15 protein-coding genes are annotated in these 17,586 nt (G+C 62.5%); 4 read left to right on the top strand and 11 right to left on the bottom strand.

The genetic code is table 11. From position 1 onward, the window contains the following. Positions 1-106: 106 nt before the first annotated feature. From LF599_RS16130 to radA, 5 genes are all read right to left on the bottom strand, one after another. Positions 107-583 carry a LysM peptidoglycan-binding domain-containing protein gene (locus LF599_RS16130; RefSeq protein WP_279521503.1) on the bottom strand — a complete coding sequence of 159 codons (477 nt, stop codon included), beginning with the start codon at positions 581-583 and terminating at the stop codon, positions 107-109. Between the two features lie 53 nt (positions 584-636). Then, positions 637-1,407, bottom strand: coding sequence for a hypothetical protein (locus LF599_RS16125; protein ID WP_279521502.1), 771 nt, complete (start codon positions 1,405-1,407; stop codon positions 637-639). Positions 1,408-1,430: 23 nt separating this feature from the next. Continuing rightward, entirely contained in the window at positions 1,431-2,852 is a 1,422-nt protein-coding gene (locus tag LF599_RS16120) for a sensor histidine kinase (RefSeq protein WP_279521501.1), read from the bottom strand. Positions 2,853-2,856: 4 nt separating this feature from the next. Beyond that, the gene (locus LF599_RS16115; protein ID WP_279521500.1) at positions 2,857-4,197 is read right to left on the bottom strand and encodes a glucose-6-phosphate isomerase; all 1,341 of its coding nucleotides are present in this window, start codon (positions 4,195-4,197) and stop codon (positions 2,857-2,859) included. A gap of 126 nt (positions 4,198-4,323) precedes the next feature. After that, positions 4,324-5,646 (bottom strand): DNA repair protein RadA, encoded by a 1,323-nt coding sequence (gene radA, locus LF599_RS16110; RefSeq protein ID WP_279521499.1) that lies wholly within the window; start codon positions 5,644-5,646, stop codon positions 4,324-4,326. A gap of 119 nt (positions 5,647-5,765) precedes the next feature. Between radA and LF599_RS16105 the strand changes: the two genes are divergently transcribed. Then, positions 5,766-6,461 carry an AzlC family ABC transporter permease gene (locus LF599_RS16105; RefSeq protein WP_279521498.1) on the top strand — a complete coding sequence of 232 codons (696 nt, stop codon included), beginning with the start codon at positions 5,766-5,768 and terminating at the stop codon, positions 6,459-6,461. After that, complete coding sequence (locus tag LF599_RS16100; protein ID WP_269940213.1) at positions 6,454-6,777, top strand: AzlD domain-containing protein; 324 nt, start codon at positions 6,454-6,456, stop codon at positions 6,775-6,777. Before LF599_RS16105 ends, LF599_RS16100 begins: the two co-directional genes overlap by 8 nt. 150 nt (positions 6,778-6,927) lie before the next feature. Here the strand turns inward: LF599_RS16100 and LF599_RS16095 are convergent, their stop codons facing one another. Beyond that, positions 6,928-8,100, bottom strand: a complete 1,173-nt coding sequence (locus LF599_RS16095) for a pyridoxal phosphate-dependent aminotransferase (protein ID WP_269941051.1) — start codon at positions 8,098-8,100, stop codon at positions 6,928-6,930. Between the two features lie 141 nt (positions 8,101-8,241). Here LF599_RS16095 and LF599_RS16090 point away from each other — a divergent pair, with 141 nt between their 5' ends. Next, on the top strand, positions 8,242-9,081 hold the full coding sequence (locus LF599_RS16090) for a class I SAM-dependent methyltransferase (protein ID WP_279521497.1): 840 nt from the start codon (positions 8,242-8,244) through the stop codon (positions 9,079-9,081). A 290-nt stretch (positions 9,082-9,371) separates the two neighbouring features. Beyond that, a complete protein-coding gene (locus LF599_RS16085; protein WP_269940210.1) occupies positions 9,372-11,621 on the top strand; it encodes a vitamin B12-dependent ribonucleotide reductase in 2,250 nt (749 codons plus the stop codon). A 542-nt stretch (positions 11,622-12,163) separates the two neighbouring features. Here the strand turns inward: LF599_RS16085 and LF599_RS16080 are convergent. The 5 genes from LF599_RS16080 to LF599_RS16060 form a co-directional block, all read right to left on the bottom strand. Next, positions 12,164-12,406: a hypothetical protein gene (locus LF599_RS16080; RefSeq protein WP_269940209.1), complete on the bottom strand. Its 243-nt coding sequence runs from the start codon at positions 12,404-12,406 to the stop codon at positions 12,164-12,166. Positions 12,407-12,417: 11 nt separating this feature from the next. Beyond that, positions 12,418-12,888, bottom strand: coding sequence for a 23S rRNA (pseudouridine(1915)-N(3))-methyltransferase RlmH (locus tag LF599_RS16075; RefSeq protein ID WP_279521496.1), 471 nt, complete (start codon positions 12,886-12,888; stop codon positions 12,418-12,420). Then, positions 12,889-13,545, bottom strand: coding sequence for a metallophosphoesterase family protein (locus tag LF599_RS16070; RefSeq protein WP_279521495.1), 657 nt, complete (start codon positions 13,543-13,545; stop codon positions 12,889-12,891). A 119-nt stretch (positions 13,546-13,664) separates the two neighbouring features. After that, on the bottom strand, positions 13,665-16,082 hold the full coding sequence (locus tag LF599_RS16065) for a Lon protease family protein (protein WP_279521494.1): 2,418 nt from the start codon (positions 16,080-16,082) through the stop codon (positions 13,665-13,667). A 223-nt stretch (positions 16,083-16,305) separates the two neighbouring features. Then, on the bottom strand, positions 16,306-17,574 hold the full coding sequence (locus tag LF599_RS16060) for a peptidoglycan-binding domain-containing protein (protein WP_279521493.1): 1,269 nt from the start codon (positions 17,572-17,574) through the stop codon (positions 16,306-16,308). Positions 17,575-17,586: the final 12 nt, after the last annotated feature.

The following is a 17,586-nucleotide window of genomic DNA, read 5'->3' as shown; positions in this document are numbered from 1 at the left end:
AACCATCCGTTTCTTGCGCCGCAATCCCGTCCCGGCCGATGGGCCAAAAGAAAACCCGCCCATCCTTTTGGGATGAGCGGGTCTGTATGGCTGGTGAGGCTGGCCTTTAGAAGCTGAAGCCGAGCGCTGCGCGCATCTCCGCAGGGATCATGGCGTCCTGACCGGGCTCAAGGGCCTTCCAGGGCGCACCGGCCTGCTTGCGGGAAGCCTTCACTTCCTCAAGGTCGAAGCCGTAGCGGGGCACGTCGAACTGCTGGCCGGGGTAGATCAGATCAGGATTGCTGATCTTGTCGCGGTTGGCCTTGTAGATCAAAGGCCACATGAACGGATCGTTGTACACGTGCTTGTACTCGGAGATCCACCACAGGCATTCGCCCTTGGTAACGGTGTGGGTCACGGGCAGAGCGTCGTATTCGGCCTTGTAGACGGCCATGGGGTCGACCACAGGGGCCGGAGCGGGCTGCTCGACGACGACTTCCTTTTCCTCGACCACAACCACTTCGGGTTCGGTCTGGACCTTTTTGGAACAACCCCATGCGAACACTACGCACAGGGCGATTGTCAGCAAGAATAGTTTTTTCATTAACGGCCTCCTCAAAATAAAGCTCGGTTAGCAATCCCCAGCCAGGAACTGGGTCATATACTTATTCTCTCCGCCCAATTATCAATAATTTTCTTTTCTTGCAACACCATTTTACTGGCCGGATTTACCCTGACGGCTTCCTCCATGGCCTGTTCCGCCTCCTCGACCCAGCCGCCCAGGCGCAGGCTCCGGCTGGCCAGGATGTACATGCGTTCCGGCTCGTGGCCGTAGATGGCGAAAACGAGTCCCTCGTACTCCGTGTCGAAGACGGACCGGACAAGTTCGTTTTGGGAGAAGATGTAGCGGGCCAGCAGGACGTTGTCGCTGTAGCGGCGCAGATAGTAGGGCAGCAGTTGGCGGCATTTGGCGAAGATGAACCGGATTCGGTCGATCTCGCGGCGCATGGACTCTTCGGTCTGGTTGAGGACCTGGAAGAGCTGCGCGGTGACGTCCTTTTCGGAGTTGTCCAACTCGCCCTCGTAGAGGCGGTGGAACCAGGGGGCGTAGTTCTGCTTCTGGTAGGCGTCCTCTTTGAGTTTCAGCGTCTCGTGGAAGATGTAGCCCAGGGCCCAGTCGAGGAATTGGCCGCCCAGTTGGGCGTGGGGGTCGTTGCGGAACACATGGTGGGCCGTGTCCTTCATGCGCCACAAAAGGCCCTTGTTCATTTCGGAACCGACCAGGTCCTTGAGTACGCCGAATTCGACGGTGCCGTCCTCGTCGAAGCGGATGAACTGCCGCTCCAACTGGTCGCACGCCTGGCAGAAGAACTTGAACAGGTCCCGGACGAATTCCGGGTGCTTGGCCTGTATCCATGCATTCGACATGACGATAGTCTCCGTGGTTTGCGTCAGGCGGGGAAGATGACGTCCACCCGCGCCCCGCCCTCGGCGGCGTTGCTCAGGGCCATTTCCGCGCCGTGGCTTTCGAAGATGGTGGAGACCAGGGCCAGCCCCAGGCCGGTCCCGGTGTCCTTTGTGGTGAAAAACGGATCGCGCACATGGTCGAGATGCTCCGCAGCGAATCCCGGCCCGGTGTCCATGATGGTCACGTGCAGCCCCTTCTCGCCCCGCACCGTGCAGAGGGACAGCTCGCCGGGCCCGTTCATGGCCTGGAGGGCGTTGGCCACCAGGTTGTAGAAGGCGCGGTAGAGCAGGTCCTTGTCTCCCTTGACGGTTGTGTCGCCGTCGTATTCGCGGTCAACGGATACGCCGAGCTTCTCGCACTCGGGCTCCATGAAAATAGTCACCTGGTCGAGGATGGACTTGATGTCCACGTCGTGCATGGTCGGTTTCTTGGGCCGGGCGTAATCCAGGAATTCCGTGACCGTGCGCGAGAGCCGCTTGGCCTCTTCGTGCAGGGCTTCGAGGATGCGCACGTGGGAGCTGTTTTCCTTGCGGGCCTTCTTGAGAACCAGCTCGGAGCTGGAGCAGATGATCCCCAGCGGATTGCGGATTTCGTGGGCCACGCCCGCAACCATGCGGCCCATGCCAGCCAGTTTTTCCTGCTGTTGCAGCTCGAAGATGAGCCGCTCCTTTTCGCGAAGCTGCTTGTTGCTCAGCCGTTCGGCCCGGCGCAGGACGGTCAGGACCAGGAAGAAGAGGACCAGGGAGGTGACGAGTGAGAAGGCGATGACCAGCCGCTCGAAGTTGAGCATGGCCAGATAATCGGCGGTGATGTCCTGCTGGAATTCGAGGATGCCCATGATCGGGTTGCTTTCCATGTCGGTCAGGCTGCGCTCGGCCCGCAGGGGGTAGTAGGCGCGCAGGACCATGGAGTCCGGCTCCAGGCTTACCCGGAACAGGGAGGCCGCCTTGGATACCTTGGAAAGGATTTCGGCGCTGAAGTCCTCGGTCTCCCATGTCTTGGTGACCATGTAGTCGGCTTTGCCCTCGTCGCCGATTTCGTCCTTGTCCAGCGAGTAGGTGATATTGCCCTCGGCGTCGTAGATACGCAGGGAGGCCACGTGGAAACTGTGGATGGTGGACCGGACCACCCGGTCCATGGCCAGGGCCTGGTCCTCGTTGCGCAGCCGGATGGCCCCGAACTTCAGCACTGTCGGGATGACGAAGCGGGTGAAGAGCTGGTGGCTGACGTTCTCGGCCAGGAGCAGGCCGAAGGCCTCCTGCTTTTCGAGCAGGGTCTGCTCCGCATACTTGGAGATGAAGAGAGACAGCATCAAGCTGAAGCTCAGGATGATTATGAACAGGGTCAATGAGATGACCCGGACGAACTGGAGCGGACTGCTGCCGTCCTCATGATTGTTCAGCAATGAATCAGAACTCCCGTAAATCTCTGTCCCCGGTCAGGAAGGCGTTCAGGTCCGCCTTTTCCGTTTCGAGGCCGTCCGCGTTCATGCGCGCCTTGGCCAACCGCTTGCCTAGCTCCACCGCGGGCTGGTCAAGGGGGTTGATGCCCATGAGCCACCCGGTCAGGATCGTGGCCGCGCCGAGCAGGCCGATGAGCTTGCCCGCCTGTCGCGGGCCATCCGCGCCAAGGCGCATTTCCACAAGGGGCACGCCGCTCGCCGACAGGGCCATGCGGGTGCCGAGTCCTTCCGCCTGGAGCAGCTCGCCGAAGTCCTTGCCTCGGACATAGGCGAACTGGTCGGGCAGATCGGCCGGGAACTTCGGCCCGGCGGGCAGGTTCGGGCAGGTCAGGAAGAGGCACGCCTTGTTGCGCACGCCGTCCATGAACATCTGGTTCACCGAGTGCTGGTCCGTGACGCCCACGGCGGGCACGGGCTGGCTGCCTTTGCCCTCCTTGCCGAGCGATTCGGCCCACAACTGGGCGAACCAGTCTCCGAAGCTGGCCCACAAGGGGATATAGGCGAAAAAGATCATTTCAGTAAAGCCCTTGTCCATGAGCGCCGCGGCCCAGGCGGCCAGGCGGAACGCCTGGGTCCCGGCCAGCGCGTCGCCGGTGAGGGCGGGGTTGGCCAGGGGGGCCGTGACTTCGCGGGCTCCGGCCATGAGCGAGTTGATGTCCATGCCGAGGAACAGGGCCGGAATCAGCCCGACGGCCGAGAGCACGGAATAACGTCCGCCGAGGTTGTCGGGCACGGGCAGGGCCTTGATGCCGTAGGCGTCCGCCTCGCCGCGCAAAAATCCCGCTTCGGCGTCGGTCACCAGGAGCATGTTTTCGGTCCAGCCGTCGCCGAGCCGTTCCTTCATCCATTCCTTGACGATGAAGTACTGGCCCACCGTCTCGATGGTCCCGCCGGATTTTGACACCGTGACCACCACGGTCTTTTCCGCCGGAAGTTCGGCCAGGAAGGCGTCGAGCGTGTAGGCGTCCACGTTGTCCGCGATCCACAGGCTCGGGCCGTCGTGGCCCGGTCGGTCCTGCTGCGGGTAGAAAGCCTTTTGCAGGGCCCGCGCGCCCAGGGCCGAGCCGCCTATGCCCAGCAGGAGCATATGGTCGAACCTGTCGAGGTGCGTCTTGAGGGCGGCCAGCTCTTTTTTCAGTTTCGCTTCATAGGGCATGGTCAGGAAGGGCAGTCTGCCCGCTCCGGTCTCGGCGCGCAGACGCGCGGCCAGGTCCCCGGCCTTGTCCTCGTGGCAGGCCGTGTTCAGCCGGTCGAGGTCCGCATTGGTCCAGTCGAGAATGTCAGCCATGTCTTCCTCCCGGTTGGGGTCGGTGTTCGCCGCGCGTCGGGCGCGGACGGGGCTTTTCATCGGGTGCGTCATATGCGCGTCAGGGTCGAGGATATCACCGTTTGGATGAAAATGTCATGTCGCACGCTACCTTTTGCCGAAGAGCTTTTGTTGCAGGTCGGCCAGGGTGGGGGCGGTTCCGGAATGGCAGATCGGGCCGTGGCCCAGCCGTCCGGCCTGTTTCATGCGGACGCCGTGGGCGGCCACCGGGCGCACCTGGCCGTTGAGATCGATCTCGCCCCAGAAGACCGAGGCTTCGGGCAGGGGCTGGTCGTAGAAGGACGACATGACCGCGGCCACCACGGCCAGGTCCAGGCCGGGGTCCTTGGAAGCGAGCCCGCCGGATATCTTGGCGTAGATGTCGTGTCCGCTCAGGTTGAGCCTGAGCCGCTTTTCGAGCACGGCCAGGAGCAGGTTCAGCCGGTTGGTGTCGAAGCCGAGGGCCGTGCGCCTCGGGATGGACAGGAACGACTTGGACACCAGGGCCTGCACTTCGACGGCAAAGGGCCGCTGTCCGTCCACGGCCAGCGCCATGGCGGTGCCGGAAAGGGACGGATCGCGCGCGCCCAGGAAAAACGTGGACGGGTCCTCCACCACTTCCAGGCCCTGCTCTTTCATGGTGAAGACCACCAGCTCGTCGCTGGGGCCGAACCTGTTCTTGAGCACGCGCAGGATGCGCGAGAAATGCTTGCGGTCGCCTTCCAGGTACAGGACGGTGTCCACCATGTGCTCAAGGAGCTTCGGACCGGCGATCTGTCCGTCCTTGGTCACGTGGCCCACCAGGATGAGGGTGGTTCCGGTCTTTTTGGTCTTTTCGACCAGCTCGCTGGACACCGCGCGCACCTGGCTGACCGAGCCGGGGATGCCTTCGGCCAGCGGCGAGGCCAGGGTCTGCACCGAGTCCACGATGAGCAGCTCCGGCGGGTTCGGCCCTTCCAGCACGGCCAGGCCGTCCTCCACCTTGTTGGTGGCCATGGCCATGAGGCCCGGCCCGAGCAGCCCCAGCCGGGACGCCCTGGACTTGAGCTGGGGGAGGGATTCCTCGCCCGACAGGTAGACGGCCGTGTGGCCCAGACGCGCCTGGCTTCCCGCCAGTTGCAGCAGCAGGGTGGATTTGCCGATGCCCGGTTCGCCGCCGAGCAGGATGGCCGCGCCCGGCACCAGGCCCGTCCCGAGCAGGTCGTCCAGGGAGGGCATTCCGGTCGGCCTCGCTCCGAGATGTTCGCTTTCCAATTCCTCCAGGAGCCGGGGTGAATTCTGTGATGCGGCCGCGCCCACCGGCGTCGACGTCTTTCGGGATACGGTCACCGCTTCGAGGGTGTTCCATTCCTTGCACGACGGGCATTGGCCCTGCCAGCGGAGGGATTGCGCGCCGCAGGCGGCGCAACGATAGGTTTCCTTGGTTTTCATGAGACGGAGTATCCCGTTATTTGAGGGCAAAAGTCCAGCCCTCCGGGCGGGGGTGCCCGGCAATTAATCCATTGACGGCGGACAGGCCGGACTGTACCCCCGTTCAAACGGAACCAGGCATGAACGAGAAACGGCTTTTTTTCCGCGACGGCGTGCGCGACTCCATTCCCATCCTGTTCGGCATGGCGCCGTTCGGGCTCATTTGCGGCGCAGTCTGCGTCAACGCGGGGATGCCCGGGTGGGCCGCCGTGGGTTTTTCGACCATCATCTACGCCGGGGCGAGCCAGTTGGCCGCGGTTCAGCTCATGACCGATCACGCCTCCCTGGCCGTGGTCGTCCTCACCGGGCTGGTTATCAACGCCCGTTTTCTCATGTATTCCGCGTCGCTGGCCCGGCATCTTCAGGGAATTCCCCTGGCGCGACGGAGCCTCCTCGCCTATATGCTCTCGGACCAGGCCTACGCCTTGGCCATCGCCCGCTACGGCCGGGCGGACGGGGCGTCTGTCGACCGTCCTATGTATTTCTTCGGCGCGGCCTTCACCGTCTGGCTCTGCTATCTGGTCGGCGCGGCCCTCGGGGCGTCGGTGGGCGCGTTTATCCCGCCTTCCTGGGATCTGGGCTTCGCCATCCCCCTTACCTTCATCGCCGTGGTCGTGCCCGCCATCAAGGACCGCCCTTCGGCGTTGGCCGCCCTGACGGCCGGAACAGTGGCCTGTCTGGCGGACGGGCTACCGTACAATCTCGGGCTGATGGCCGGGGCCGTGACCGGCATCCTGGCCGGATATCTGGCCGAGAGGAGGGCGCAACATGGTTGATATGGCGGACTATTGGCCGGTGGTTCTCTGCCTTGGCCTGGGAACCTTTCTTCTGCGTTTTTCCTTCATCCTCATCGTGAACCGGGTGACCTTCCCCGAGGCGGTGGTGCGGATGCTCCGCTTTATCCCGGCCTCGGTGCTGCCCGCGATCATCGCCCCGGCGGTGCTGCTGCACGGCGCGGACGCCGGACCGACCGCGCTCGCCCGGCCCCTTGCCGCCGCAGTGGCCGTGCTGGTGGCCTGGAAGACCCGGAATATCCTGGTGACCATCCTCGGCGGGATGGGCACGCTCTGGCTCTTGCGGGCCGTGCTCTGATCCGCGATCGCCGGTCGCAACGGGCCGGAACAGCGGATCGACATGCAAAAAAAGCCCCGAACCTGCATGGTTCGGGGCTTTTGTCTTTTGAATGGAGGGAGAAACGGCCCGTTCCGGGGAGGTCTCCCTGTTTTCGCCGGCGTCGGGAGGCTACTTGCCGAGCAGAACCGATCCGACCTTGTCGAGGGCGGTTTTCAGGACCTCGTCGTTCACGGCGTAGGAGAAGCGGATGCACTTGTCGTCGCCAAAGGCGGAACCGGGTACGAGGGCCACTCCGGCCTCTTCGAGAATCTTTGTGCACATGGCCGCCGAGTCGGGCGCATCCTCGGTGTAGAATTTGTCCAGCACCGGGAAGAGATAGAACGCTCCGTCGGGCTTGGGACAGGGTGCGCCCCATCCGGTGATGGTCTCGTAGGCAAAGTTGCGCCGCCGGACAAAGGCCTGCATCATCTCGTCCACGATTTCCCAGGGGCCGGTCAGGGCAGCCACGGCCGCGCGCTGGGTGATGGAGTTGATGTTGGATGTGGACTGGCCCTGAATCTTCGTCATGGCCTTGACGAGGTCTTCGTGCGCCAGGGCGTAACCCACGCGCCAGCCGGTCATGCAGAACGATTTGGACAACGCGCCCACGATGGCGATGGTCTCGGGGTGCGCCTCCCAGGTCTTTGCCAGGGACACCGACTCGAACGGAGCGTAGACCAGCCGGTCGTAGACTTCGTCCGAGATGATGAAAATACCGTTTTTACGGGCCCATTCGGCGATGGCTTCCAGTTGCGCCTGAGTGTAGCAACAGCCCGTGGGGTTGGAGGGCGAGTTGAGGATGAGCACCGTGGTCCTGTCCGTGCAGGCGGCTTCCAGGGCTTCCACTGTGACCAGGTAGCCGTCTTCGGCCGTGGTCGGAACGAACACGGACCGGCCGTCGGCCAGTTGGACCATGGCCGGGTAGCTGACCCAGTAAGGGGCGGGAATGAGCACCTCGTCGCCGGGGTTCACCAGGGCCATGAGGAGGTTGTAAAGGACCTGCTTGCCGCCGTTACTGACGATGGTGTTGGCCGCGTCGGCCTTGGCTCCGTAGAACCGGCCGTAATATCCGGCCACGGCCTCGCGCAGTTCGGGGATGCCGGGCACCGCTGTGTACCGGGTAAAGCCCTCGTCAATGGCCGCCTTGGCGGCTTCGCAGACATTCGGCGGTGTGGAGAAATCGGGCTGGCCCACGGCCAGGCTGATGATTTCGCGGCCTTGGGCCTGAAGCTCCTGGGCCTTGGTGTTCACCGCCAGGGTGGCGGACGGCTTGATCCTCGCAAGACGTTCGGAAATACGCATGGAAAAGCTCACTTTCTTCTCGATTGATGTACGGGACCGCTGAATTGCAAATAGACTAAAAGAAATCGAAGGTAAATCCGGTTTTCCCGCAATCGGGGAAAAAAATTGCCAGGAGGGTGCGCGGGCGGATAGATTGACGCCGTGGCCCGCCGCGCATTCGAGCGTGATGGAGAGCGGTCCCGGCCCGCCGCGCACGGCCAAATCATCGAATCGATCAGGGGGACAGACGGAATCATGGAGCTGTTTTTCAAGATTTATGAAGGGCTGGATCGTGAAGGCCCCGGCAACTACGAGACGACCAAACGGGCCTACGACATGTGCGCGGGCCTGCCGGATCGGCCCGAAATTCTGGAGTTGGGCTGCGGCTCGGGCGGCGCGACCATCCCCCTGGCGCAAATCTCCGGCGGCACGGTGACGGCCACCGACGTGCACCGGCCCTTCCTCGACGTCCTGGTGGAGCGGGCCAAGAAGGCCGGGACGGCCGACCGGATCATTGCCGCGATCATGGACATGGGCGACATTCAGGCCGAGCCGGAATCCTTCGATCTCGTCTGGTGCGAGGGCGCGGCCTATATTCTCGGGGTGGACCGGGCGTTCGCGCAGTGGAAGCGGTTCATCAAACCCGGCGGCTTCCTGTGCATTTCCGACGCTGTCTGGTTGATCGATCCCCAAGACGCTCCCGTGGAGCTGCGCGAGTTCTGGACCAGGGGCTACCCGGCCATGCGCACCGCCGAGGCCAACAACGCGGCAGCCAGGGCGGCGGGCTACGAGCCTATCGGCAACTTCACCATCGACGTGAGCTGTTGGGAAACGTTTTACGCCGACGTGGAGCGGCGGCTCGATGAGATCGAGCCGATTTACGGGACCGATCCCGAAGGCCGGACCATCATCGACCTGAACCGCACGGAGATCGATTTGTATCGTCGCTACCCCGAGGCCATGGGCTACGAATTCCACGTTCTGGCGAAACTCCGTCAGTGATTGTGGAGGCAATACCTGCGCATTCCCTGAGCTGTGCCGGTTTCGTCCTCTCGACTACGAAAGATTCGTCGCAAAATCGACAATTTTGAAATAGTACTGATTCTCAGGTGGCCTTCGTCCGGGAAGCCCCGGACTGTGCGGCTTTCCGGTGAATTTGTGCGCAAAATTGATTTTGGGCTAGCGTTTTCGAGACGGTTTCTGTAGTCTAGAAAATCTCTAGCGCCAGCGTATTTTGTTGCTGGGCACTTCAAAAATTTTTTAATATTCTAATATGTTACGAAGGTCTCTCTATGTCCGCACCCAAAATGCCAGCCCGTCTTCCGGAACCGATCATCAATGAAAACGCAAAGATAGTTTTACAGCGCAGGTACCAGCGCAAGGACATGGACGGAGTGGTCTACGAGACGGTCAGGGAATTGTTCTGGCGTGTAGCCTCGGCCATCGCCGGAGAGGAATCCAAGTACGAGGGTTCCACCATCAAGCCCGACAAGCTGGCCCGGGATTTTTACGATCTGATGACCTCCTACCGCTTCCTGCCCAACTCGCCGACCCTGATGAACGCGGGGACCGGCCTGGGGCAGTTGGCCGCCTGCTTCGTCCTGCCCGTTGAGGACGATATCGAGGGCATCTTCGACGCGGTGAAGTTCGCCGCCATGATCCACAAGTCCGGCGGCGGCACCGGCTTCGCCTTCTCCCGCCTTCGGGCCAAGGATTCGGTGGTCGGCTCCACCGGCGGCGTGGCTTCCGGCCCGCTTTCCTTCCTCAAGATTTTCAACTGCGCCACCGAGCAGATCAAGCAGGGCGGCACCCGGCGCGGGGCCAACATGGGCATCCTGCGCATCGACCATCCGGACATCATGGATTTCATCAAGGCCAAGGAGCGCGACGGCGAGCTGAACAACTTCAACCTCTCCGTGGGGTTGACCGAAGCGTTCATGCAGGCCGTGCAGGAAAAGGCGGATTATGACCTGATCGCGCCCAACTCCGGCGAGAAGGTGGGTTCCCTCAACGCCCGCGAGGTTTTCAACATCCTGGTTCAGAAGGCATGGGAGTCCGGCGATCCCGGCATCGTCTTTCTGGACCGCATCAATCGCGACAACCCGACTCCCGCTCTGGGCGACATCGAATCCACCAACCCGTGCGGCGAGCAGCCCCTGCTTCCCTTCGAGGCGTGCAACCTCGGCTCCATCAACCTGGGCAAGTGTTTCGCGAAGGGCAAGAACGGCAAGGATTCCGAAATCGACTGGGACGAGCTCAAACGCATCATCCATCTGGCCGTCCGATTCCTGGACAACGTCATCGACGCCTCGGTCTATCCCCTGCCGCAGATCACCGAGATGGTCGGCAAGAACCGCAAGATCGGCCTGGGCGTCATGGGTTGGGCCGACCTCCTCTACCAACTGAAGATTCCGTACAATTCCCAGACCGCCGTGGACATGGCCGAGCGTGTCATGAAGTTCGTCCAGGCCGAGGCGCGCAGCGCGTCCAAGCAGTTGGCCGCCGAACGCGGGGCATTCCCGACCTACGCCGATTCCACCTTTGGCAAGGCCAATCTCGGCCCCTACCGCAACGCCACTACCACGACCATCGCTCCCACCGGGACCCTGTCCATTCTCGCGGGCTGCTCTTCGGGCGTGGAGCCGCTCTTCGCCCTGTCCTTCGTGCGTAACGTCATGGACAACGACAAGCTGGTGGAGACCAATCCCTATTTCGAGGCCGCGCTCAAGAATGCCGACGCCTATTCCGGCAAGCTCATGGAGGAGATCGCCAAGGTCGGCTCCATCGCGAAGATGGACCATCTGCCCGAGGGCCTGCGCCACGTCTTCGTCACCTCCATGGACATCGAGCCCATCTGGCATCTCAAGATGCAGGCCGCCTTCCAGAAATTCACGGACAACGCGGTCTCCAAGACCGTGAACCTGCCCGCTTCCGCCACCAAGGAAGATATCTGGGACATCTACTGGAAGGCCTACGAGTACGGCTGCAAGGGCGTCACCGTGTATCGCGACGGCTCCAAGACCTCCCAGGTCCTGTGCACCGGCGACGGCGACAAGAAAAAGGACAAGACCGCTCGGGCAGGCTCCATTGTCAAGGATCGCCCGGATGTCATCTACGGCTTCACCCAGAAAATCCCCACGGGGCTCGGGATGCTTTTCCTGACCGTGAACGAGGTGAACAACAAGCCCTTTGAGGTCTTCGCCACCATCGGCAAGTCCGGCGGTTCCATCACCGCCAAGGCCGAGGCCATCGGCCGTCTCGTCTCCCTGGCCCTGCGCTCCGGCGTCGAAGTCCGCGAGATCGTCCAGCAGCTCAAGGGCATCGGCGGCGAAAACCCGAAGTTCATGAAGAAACACCTGGTCAAATCCATCCCGGACGCCATCGCCTACGTGTTCGAGTCCCGCTACCTGAGCGGCGATCATGTGGACGGCCAAGTGGCCTCCCTCAACGGCTCGCGCTGCCCCGAGTGCGGAGAGCCGCTGGTCTTCGAGGAAGGATGCCACATGTGCAAGTCCTGCGCCTACACCAAGTGCGGCGGCTAACGCCGAATTCTTCGGGCGATAGGAATGATGAAACGCGCTCCGCTCAATGCGGGGCGCGTTTTTTCGTGTGAGACGAGCTTGTGATGTGGGGAAAACAGGTATGGAAGCCGCCTTCGGCGGAATTGTCGGGTGACTTCGCCTCCGGCGGGCAAGGGGCACGCCCCCTTGCAACCCGATTGCCGCCCTGCGGGCGGAGGGGCTTCTTTGTGTTGTCTTTCAAATCCCGCCACTGGACTTTTTACGACTCCGTCAAAGGCTCCCACAAAATTAGGGAGGGAAGTTGGAGGCGGGATTTTTGTGAGAAGAGGAGGAACTCCTTTCAAAGGGACCTATATGTTTATTAAGAACGCCGCGGAGCGAAAAAAACTGCGCCGAAGGCGCTTACCGGGGATGCAAGGGTGCGAGCCCTTGCCCGCCGGAGGCGAAGTCACCTGACTATTGCCGCGAAGCGGCTTTCAAGGTCTGATTTCCCTCTTCAGGGAATTAAGGGGTAGTTCCCTTTTCAAGGGGGCCCCTCTTCCTCTTTCCCCAGCCGCCGGAGGCTATTCTTCTTCGTCCGCAGCCTCGGCCGCGGCGACGCCTTCTTCGGTGAGCAGGGTGGCGTAGGCATCCTTGAAGATGAGCTTGGTGGCGAGTTCGTCGGCCTTTTCGCCGAGTTCCATGAGCCTTTCGAGGAAGTCGAGGATGAGCAGGCGTCGTTCCTCCTCGCCGTTCTCGAATTCGAATTTGCAGTCGCCGGAATCGAAATAGTTGGCCACGCGTTCCAGGTAATCGATGTCGAGCATGGGGTCTCTCCTTAATCGTGATGATAGGGCATGTTCTTGTGGATGGTCCCGGCGCGGTAGAGTTGTTCGAGGAGGAGAAGCCGGGCCAGTTCGTGGGGCAGGGTCATGTCGCTCAGGCGGATGGAGTGTCGGGCGGCGGCCTTGACCTCGTCGGACAGGCCGAAGGGGCCGCCTATGACGAAGACGGGGCGCTGGTTGGGCGCGTCGGTCCATTGCTTGAGCTTGGCAGCGAGGCTCCGGCTGGTCAGCCGCTCGCCGAATTCGTCTAGAAGGATGAGCACGTCGCCGGGCTTGACCTTGGCCAGTATGCGTTCGCCTTCGACCTTGTTCTTTTCGGTAGGCGGGAGTTTGCCGGGCGCGTCTTTGATGACGGATTCCTCAAGCTGGAAGAAACGCGAGAGTTTTTTCCAATACAGGGCGCACCCGTCCCGCGAAAAGCTTTCCTTGAGCTTGCCTACCCATATGAAACCGATTTTGCTCATCTAGATGCGCTCCAGCCGTGCGGTCAGTTTTTCGCCGTCGAAGTCGATGCGGACGAACCCGCCGTCAGCGAGCATTCCGGGATTGATGACCGGGGTGTCGCCGATGAAGTCCGTGCCCGAGGCTTCGTGGATGTGGCCGGTGACGGCCAGGTCGGGCTGGACGCGTTCCAGAAAGGCGCGCACGCCGGGGCTGCCCACGTGGAGGCCGTTGGACAGCCGGTCCACCGTGGTGTCCTGCGGCGGTTCATGGATGACGCAGACCAGCCGGTCGAAACCGGCCGCTTCGGCATAGGTCTCGTCGAGCCAGCCGGACAGGGTGGCTTCCGGGACCTCGCCCGGGGTGCCGAAGGGGGTGGGGGTGGACAGGCCGACGCCCATGAGGCCCAGGCCGGGCGCGAGCTCGCGCACCCGCAGGTGGATGTCCATGTCCCGCTCGCGGATGCAGGCGGTCACTTCGTCGGTGTCCATGTTGCCGGGTTGGGCCAGGATGCGCGGATTGATCCGGGCCACGGCGTCGAGTACGCGCCCGCCCGCCGCGCGGCCGCCCCGGTTGGTCAGGTCGCCGGAGACGATTACTCCGTCGGCTTTGGCCAGGCCGGGAACGGATTCCAGCAGGCCGGTTGATTCGTGTATATCGCCGAAAGCTATCCAGTACATGTCTGACTCTCCTTGGCAGGGTTGTCCGACCCTAACGGCGGGCCGGGGTTGCGTCAACGCATGGCGTTCAGACGAAAAAAAAGGCGGGCGTCCTTGTCGGACGCCCGCCTTGCGGAAGTCTATTTCCCGTCCGGGCGGGAGGTGGTCTCCATGGCGAGTTTGGCCAACTCTCCCAGCCGTTGGTCCACCTTGCGGTAGAGGGTGCCGAGCGGGAACTGGCCGTTGGCGCCGCGCTTGCCGCAGCGCAGGCCGGTGAGGATGAACATGGCCTCCTCGATGGATTTGACCGGGAAGATGTGGAATTTTCCCTCGTCCACGGCCTGGACGATCTCGTCCTTGAGCATCAGGTTGACCACGTTGTCCGCAGGCAGGATCACGCCCTGGCGGCCGGTCAGCTTGCGGCGGCGGCAGACTTCGAAGAACCCTTCGATCTTGCGGTTGACCCCGCCCACCGCCATGACCGCGCCACTTTGCGACACCGCGCCGGTGAAGGCGTAGGACAGGTTGATGGGCGTGTCGGACAGGGCCGAGAGCAGGGAGGCCAGCTCCGCGCCCGAGGCCGAGTCGCCTTCGATGCCCGCGTAGGACTGCTCGAAGCAGAGGGACCCGGTGAGCACGATGGGCTTGTCCTGGGCGAACAGGCGCACCAGATAGGACTTGATGATCATCATGCCCTTGGTGTGGATGGGGCCGCCCAGTTGCGCCTCGCGCTCCAGGTCGAGGATGCCGCCGTGGCCGACGCCCACGGTGCAGGAAATCTGGTGCGGCAGGCCGAACTCGTAGTCCCCGAACAGGGTCACGGACAGGCCGTTCGCCCGCCCGGTGCCGAACCCGTCGGTTTCCACCTTGATGACCTGGCGGTCGTAGTCGGCCATGAATTCCTCTTCATAGAGGTTGGCGCGGTAGTCCTTGGCGCGCACGGCTTCGCGCATGGCCGCCTGGTCAACGGTCTCCTTGCCCGCCATACGGGCCAGGGCCGACGCCTCGATCATCCGTTCGCGGATGAGCGGGATGAACAGGGACAGCCGCTTCTGGTCCTCCACCAGACGGGAGGCGAAGTCCACGAGCCCGGCCATGGCTTCGCGGGTCAGGGGCAGCACTCCCGCCTCGCGGGCGGTCTGGCCGATGACCGAGATGTAGCTGCGGATGTTGTCCGCGGTGCGCATGGCCGCGTGTTGCAGATGCGCCTTGAGCTTGAAGTACTTGGCGAACCTGTCGTCGTTGTAGAGCAGAACCTCGTAGTGTTCGTCAGTGCCGATGAGCACGACCTTGAGGTCCAGGTCGATGGGCTCCGGCTGGATGGTCCGGGCGCGGACCTGTTCCGGGTCCACCGGGTCCTCGATGCGCGATTGGCCGGAGCGCAGCGCCCGCAACAGTCCTTCCCACGAGCTAGGGTTGGACAGCAGGTCTTCCACGTTCAGGATCAGGAATCCGCCGTTGGCCTGGTGCAGCGAGCCCGCCTTGATAAGGGTGAAGTCCGTGTACAGCGCGCCCATCTCGGCCTCGCGTTCGATGGAGCCGAGCAGGTTGAAGGCGGTGGGGTGATCTTCGACCACCACGGGCGCGCCCTTGGTCTTGCCGTTGTCCACGAACAGGTTGACCTCGAAACGGGTGAAGAAATCTTCGCCCGTGGGCATGGACTCGGGCAGCAGTCCGGCCAGGGAGGTATCGCGCGGCGTGAATTGGTCCACGTTGTCGACCACCTCGTCCACCAGGTTCTCGAAATAGTCGGACAGTCCCTCGATGTCCTTGAATTTGTCCGCCACGGGCGTGAAGCAGTCCTCCATCACCGCCTTGGCCGTCTCGCGGCGCAGGGTGTTTTCGGAGTCCCGCATGTCCATCTCGTTCTGGTTGATCTGGCGCAGGATGGAGCTTACCCCGGCCAGCAGCTCCTCGCCCTTGGCCTTGAGCTTCTTGCGCTGGGCGGGCTTGAGCTTGTCGAAGTCCTTGTCCGAGACCACCTCGCCGTCCACGATGGGCGACAGGGTCAGCACGCCCTCGTCGTCCAGGCTCAGGGAGAAATTCTCCTTCTCGGCCGTGTCGTCCATCTGGTTGAACAGTTCCTCGCGGCGGGTGTTGAATTTCTTGACCAGCCGCTCGTGCTTTTTCTGGAAGGTGTCCTTTTCGAATCGAGCGGGAATCTCCTGGCGGATATGCGTGATGGCCTTGTTCTGGGCCAGCTTGAACTTGCGGCCCCGTCCGGCGGGCAGAGACACCGCGATGGGCTTGTCGTTGTCCTCGAAGTTGTAGAGGTAGACCCAGTCCGCAGGCGGCGCGGCTTTGGCGGCCGCGGGCTTGAGGAAGGATTGCACGAAGTAGGTGCGGCCCATGTTGGGCTCGCCCGCAACGTACAGGTTATGTTCGTTTCCCTTGATCTCCAGGGCCAGGGCCAGGGCGTGGATCGCTCTGGGCTGAAGCTTGGAATAGACGTTCCGGGCCGGGACGTCGGCGCTGGTTTCATAGGGAATCGTGGCCGGGTCCAGGGCGGCCCGCAGTTTGGATCCGGGAAGCCCCTTGGGAAGAGTCTTGTTGGTCATTGGCTCTCGTTCAGTTTGTTTATGCGCGGCGTTTTCACCGTACCTGTGAATCTAAGCCGTTTCCGGCCGCTTGTCACCATCGGCGTGAGCGGGTTCCCCGGTTCTCATCACCTTTTCCAGCCTGCGTTTTCAGATGGGTGTCGTGGAGCGAGGGAGGGAGTGGCGCGGACAGCAAAAAGGGCGGCCCGTGTGGGCCGCCCAAGGTTTCACGTAGGGGAAGTGGCTAGTTGAAGAGCCGGTTCTGCACATCCATGTCCCATTGCGCGGAGTCCGAACCCATGGTGTTTTTGCGGAATGCGCGCAGGGCGCCCTGCGAACCCTTGCCGAACAGGCCGTCAATCTTTCCCTTGTAGAAGCCCCGTTTGGCCAGGGCCTGCTGTATCAGCTTGGCGTCTTCACGGTCGGCCGGGTTCAGCAAACGCGGAGGGGCGGTCAGCGTCTTTGCGGAGAGCTTTTCCGCAACCCATTCCCCGCCCGGCGGAACGGACAGGCGCTGGATATCGGCGGGCAGCTTCTGGTTGGAGAACGTGCCGATGTGTTGTTCGGTGCCGGAAGCCGCGCCTCCCTTCTTGTACAGCGCGTGGATGTAGAAGGGGCGCATCTTGTCGTACAGCTTGGCCGAACCCTCGACGATGGCCATCCGGTAGCCGTCGGGGAAGTCTATATCGTGAGGCTCGACCGAGGGGACGCCCCTCGGGAGTTTGGATTTGCTCACTTTGACGATAAAGGAGTCCACGGGCGACATCCTGTCCATGGCAAAGCAGAGGAAGGCGAAGTTCCCTTCCATGGTCTTCGGCAGCAGCTCGGACCTGGACAGCTTGTCGAAAAACGAGAGTGTATCGTACTGGGCCAGGTTTCGGGTCTCCTCCTCGGTAGCATTCATGGGAATGCTGTTGGCCATGGCGAAGAGGAAGAAGTCGCGGAAGGAGTTCAGCTTGGGCGCGGCCGCCACAAGGGCTTCATGCTTGACGAAAAAGCCCGTGACGGACGGGAATTCCGAGAATTCGGGCGTCGCTGCGCTGTTTTGAATGACCATCGTTCCGTTCCGGGCGATGGTGTAGTCGGCGAAGAACCTTTCCGAGAACGTCTGGCCGATGTCATTCATGAAGGTGAAGACGCCGCCCATGGCCATGTTCAGGCCGTTTTTCGGCTGCTTCCCGACACCGACCTGGTCGATCTCGATGAGCGCGACGTCATACCCCTTGTAGTTCGTGAACGAGTTGCGCAGGTCGTGTTCGCCGTCCTTGCTGAATTTGACCGCCGATTTCAGTCCGGCGGTCGACTCCCCGCGCATTTCCAGCAGCAGGGCGGCAAGCACGACCTTGGCGTGCCCGGGCAGGTTCAGCGAGCCGATGACCTCGGTGTTCGCGATGTCTTCGGCTGTGAAGGCGGGGTCCGGCGAGGTCGAGGCCATGTTGGTGCCGGTGGTGACGCAGGCGGACAACAGGGCGAACAAGGCCGAAACAATGATGAGTGAAAACAGTCTGTTCATGATGTTTCTCCT

This window comes from Pseudodesulfovibrio thermohalotolerans (assembly GCF_021353295.2).
Classification (GTDB): domain Bacteria; phylum Desulfobacterota; class Desulfovibrionia; order Desulfovibrionales; family Desulfovibrionaceae; genus Pseudodesulfovibrio; species Pseudodesulfovibrio thermohalotolerans.
Note: the sequence above shows the minus strand (reverse complement) of the source record. Positions and strands in the feature narration are given on the sequence as shown.

What these genes read in the sequence shown, in the direction of transcription:
- LF599_RS16130 (WP_279521503.1), bottom strand. Translation starts at nt 583, where the DNA reads ATGAAAAAACTATTCTTGCTGACAATCGCCCTGTGCGTAGTGTTCGCA.
- LF599_RS16125 (WP_279521502.1), bottom strand. Translation starts at nt 1,407, where the DNA reads ATGTCGAATGCATGGATACAGGCCAAGCACCCGGAATTCGTCCGGGAC.
- LF599_RS16115 (WP_279521500.1), bottom strand. Translation starts at nt 4,197, where the DNA reads ATGGCTGACATTCTCGACTGGACCAATGCGGACCTCGACCGGCTGAAC.
- radA (WP_279521499.1), bottom strand. Translation starts at nt 5,646, where the DNA reads ATGAAAACCAAGGAAACCTATCGTTGCGCCGCCTGCGGCGCGCAATCC.
- LF599_RS16105 (WP_279521498.1), top strand. Translation starts at nt 5,766, where the DNA reads ATGAACGAGAAACGGCTTTTTTTCCGCGACGGCGTGCGCGACTCCATT.
- LF599_RS16100 (WP_269940213.1), top strand. Translation starts at nt 6,454, where the DNA reads ATGGTTGATATGGCGGACTATTGGCCGGTGGTTCTCTGCCTTGGCCTG.
- LF599_RS16095 (WP_269941051.1), bottom strand. Translation starts at nt 8,100, where the DNA reads ATGCGTATTTCCGAACGTCTTGCGAGGATCAAGCCGTCCGCCACCCTG.
- LF599_RS16085 (WP_269940210.1), top strand. Translation starts at nt 9,372, where the DNA reads ATGTCCGCACCCAAAATGCCAGCCCGTCTTCCGGAACCGATCATCAAT.
- LF599_RS16080 (WP_269940209.1), bottom strand. Translation starts at nt 12,406, where the DNA reads ATGCTCGACATCGATTACCTGGAACGCGTGGCCAACTATTTCGATTCC.
- LF599_RS16075 (WP_279521496.1), bottom strand. Translation starts at nt 12,888, where the DNA reads ATGAGCAAAATCGGTTTCATATGGGTAGGCAAGCTCAAGGAAAGCTTT.
- LF599_RS16070 (WP_279521495.1), bottom strand. Translation starts at nt 13,545, where the DNA reads ATGTACTGGATAGCTTTCGGCGATATACACGAATCAACCGGCCTGCTG.
- LF599_RS16065 (WP_279521494.1), bottom strand. Translation starts at nt 16,082, where the DNA reads ATGACCAACAAGACTCTTCCCAAGGGGCTTCCCGGATCCAAACTGCGG.
- LF599_RS16060 (WP_279521493.1), bottom strand. Translation starts at nt 17,574, where the DNA reads ATGAACAGACTGTTTTCACTCATCATTGTTTCGGCCTTGTTCGCCCTG.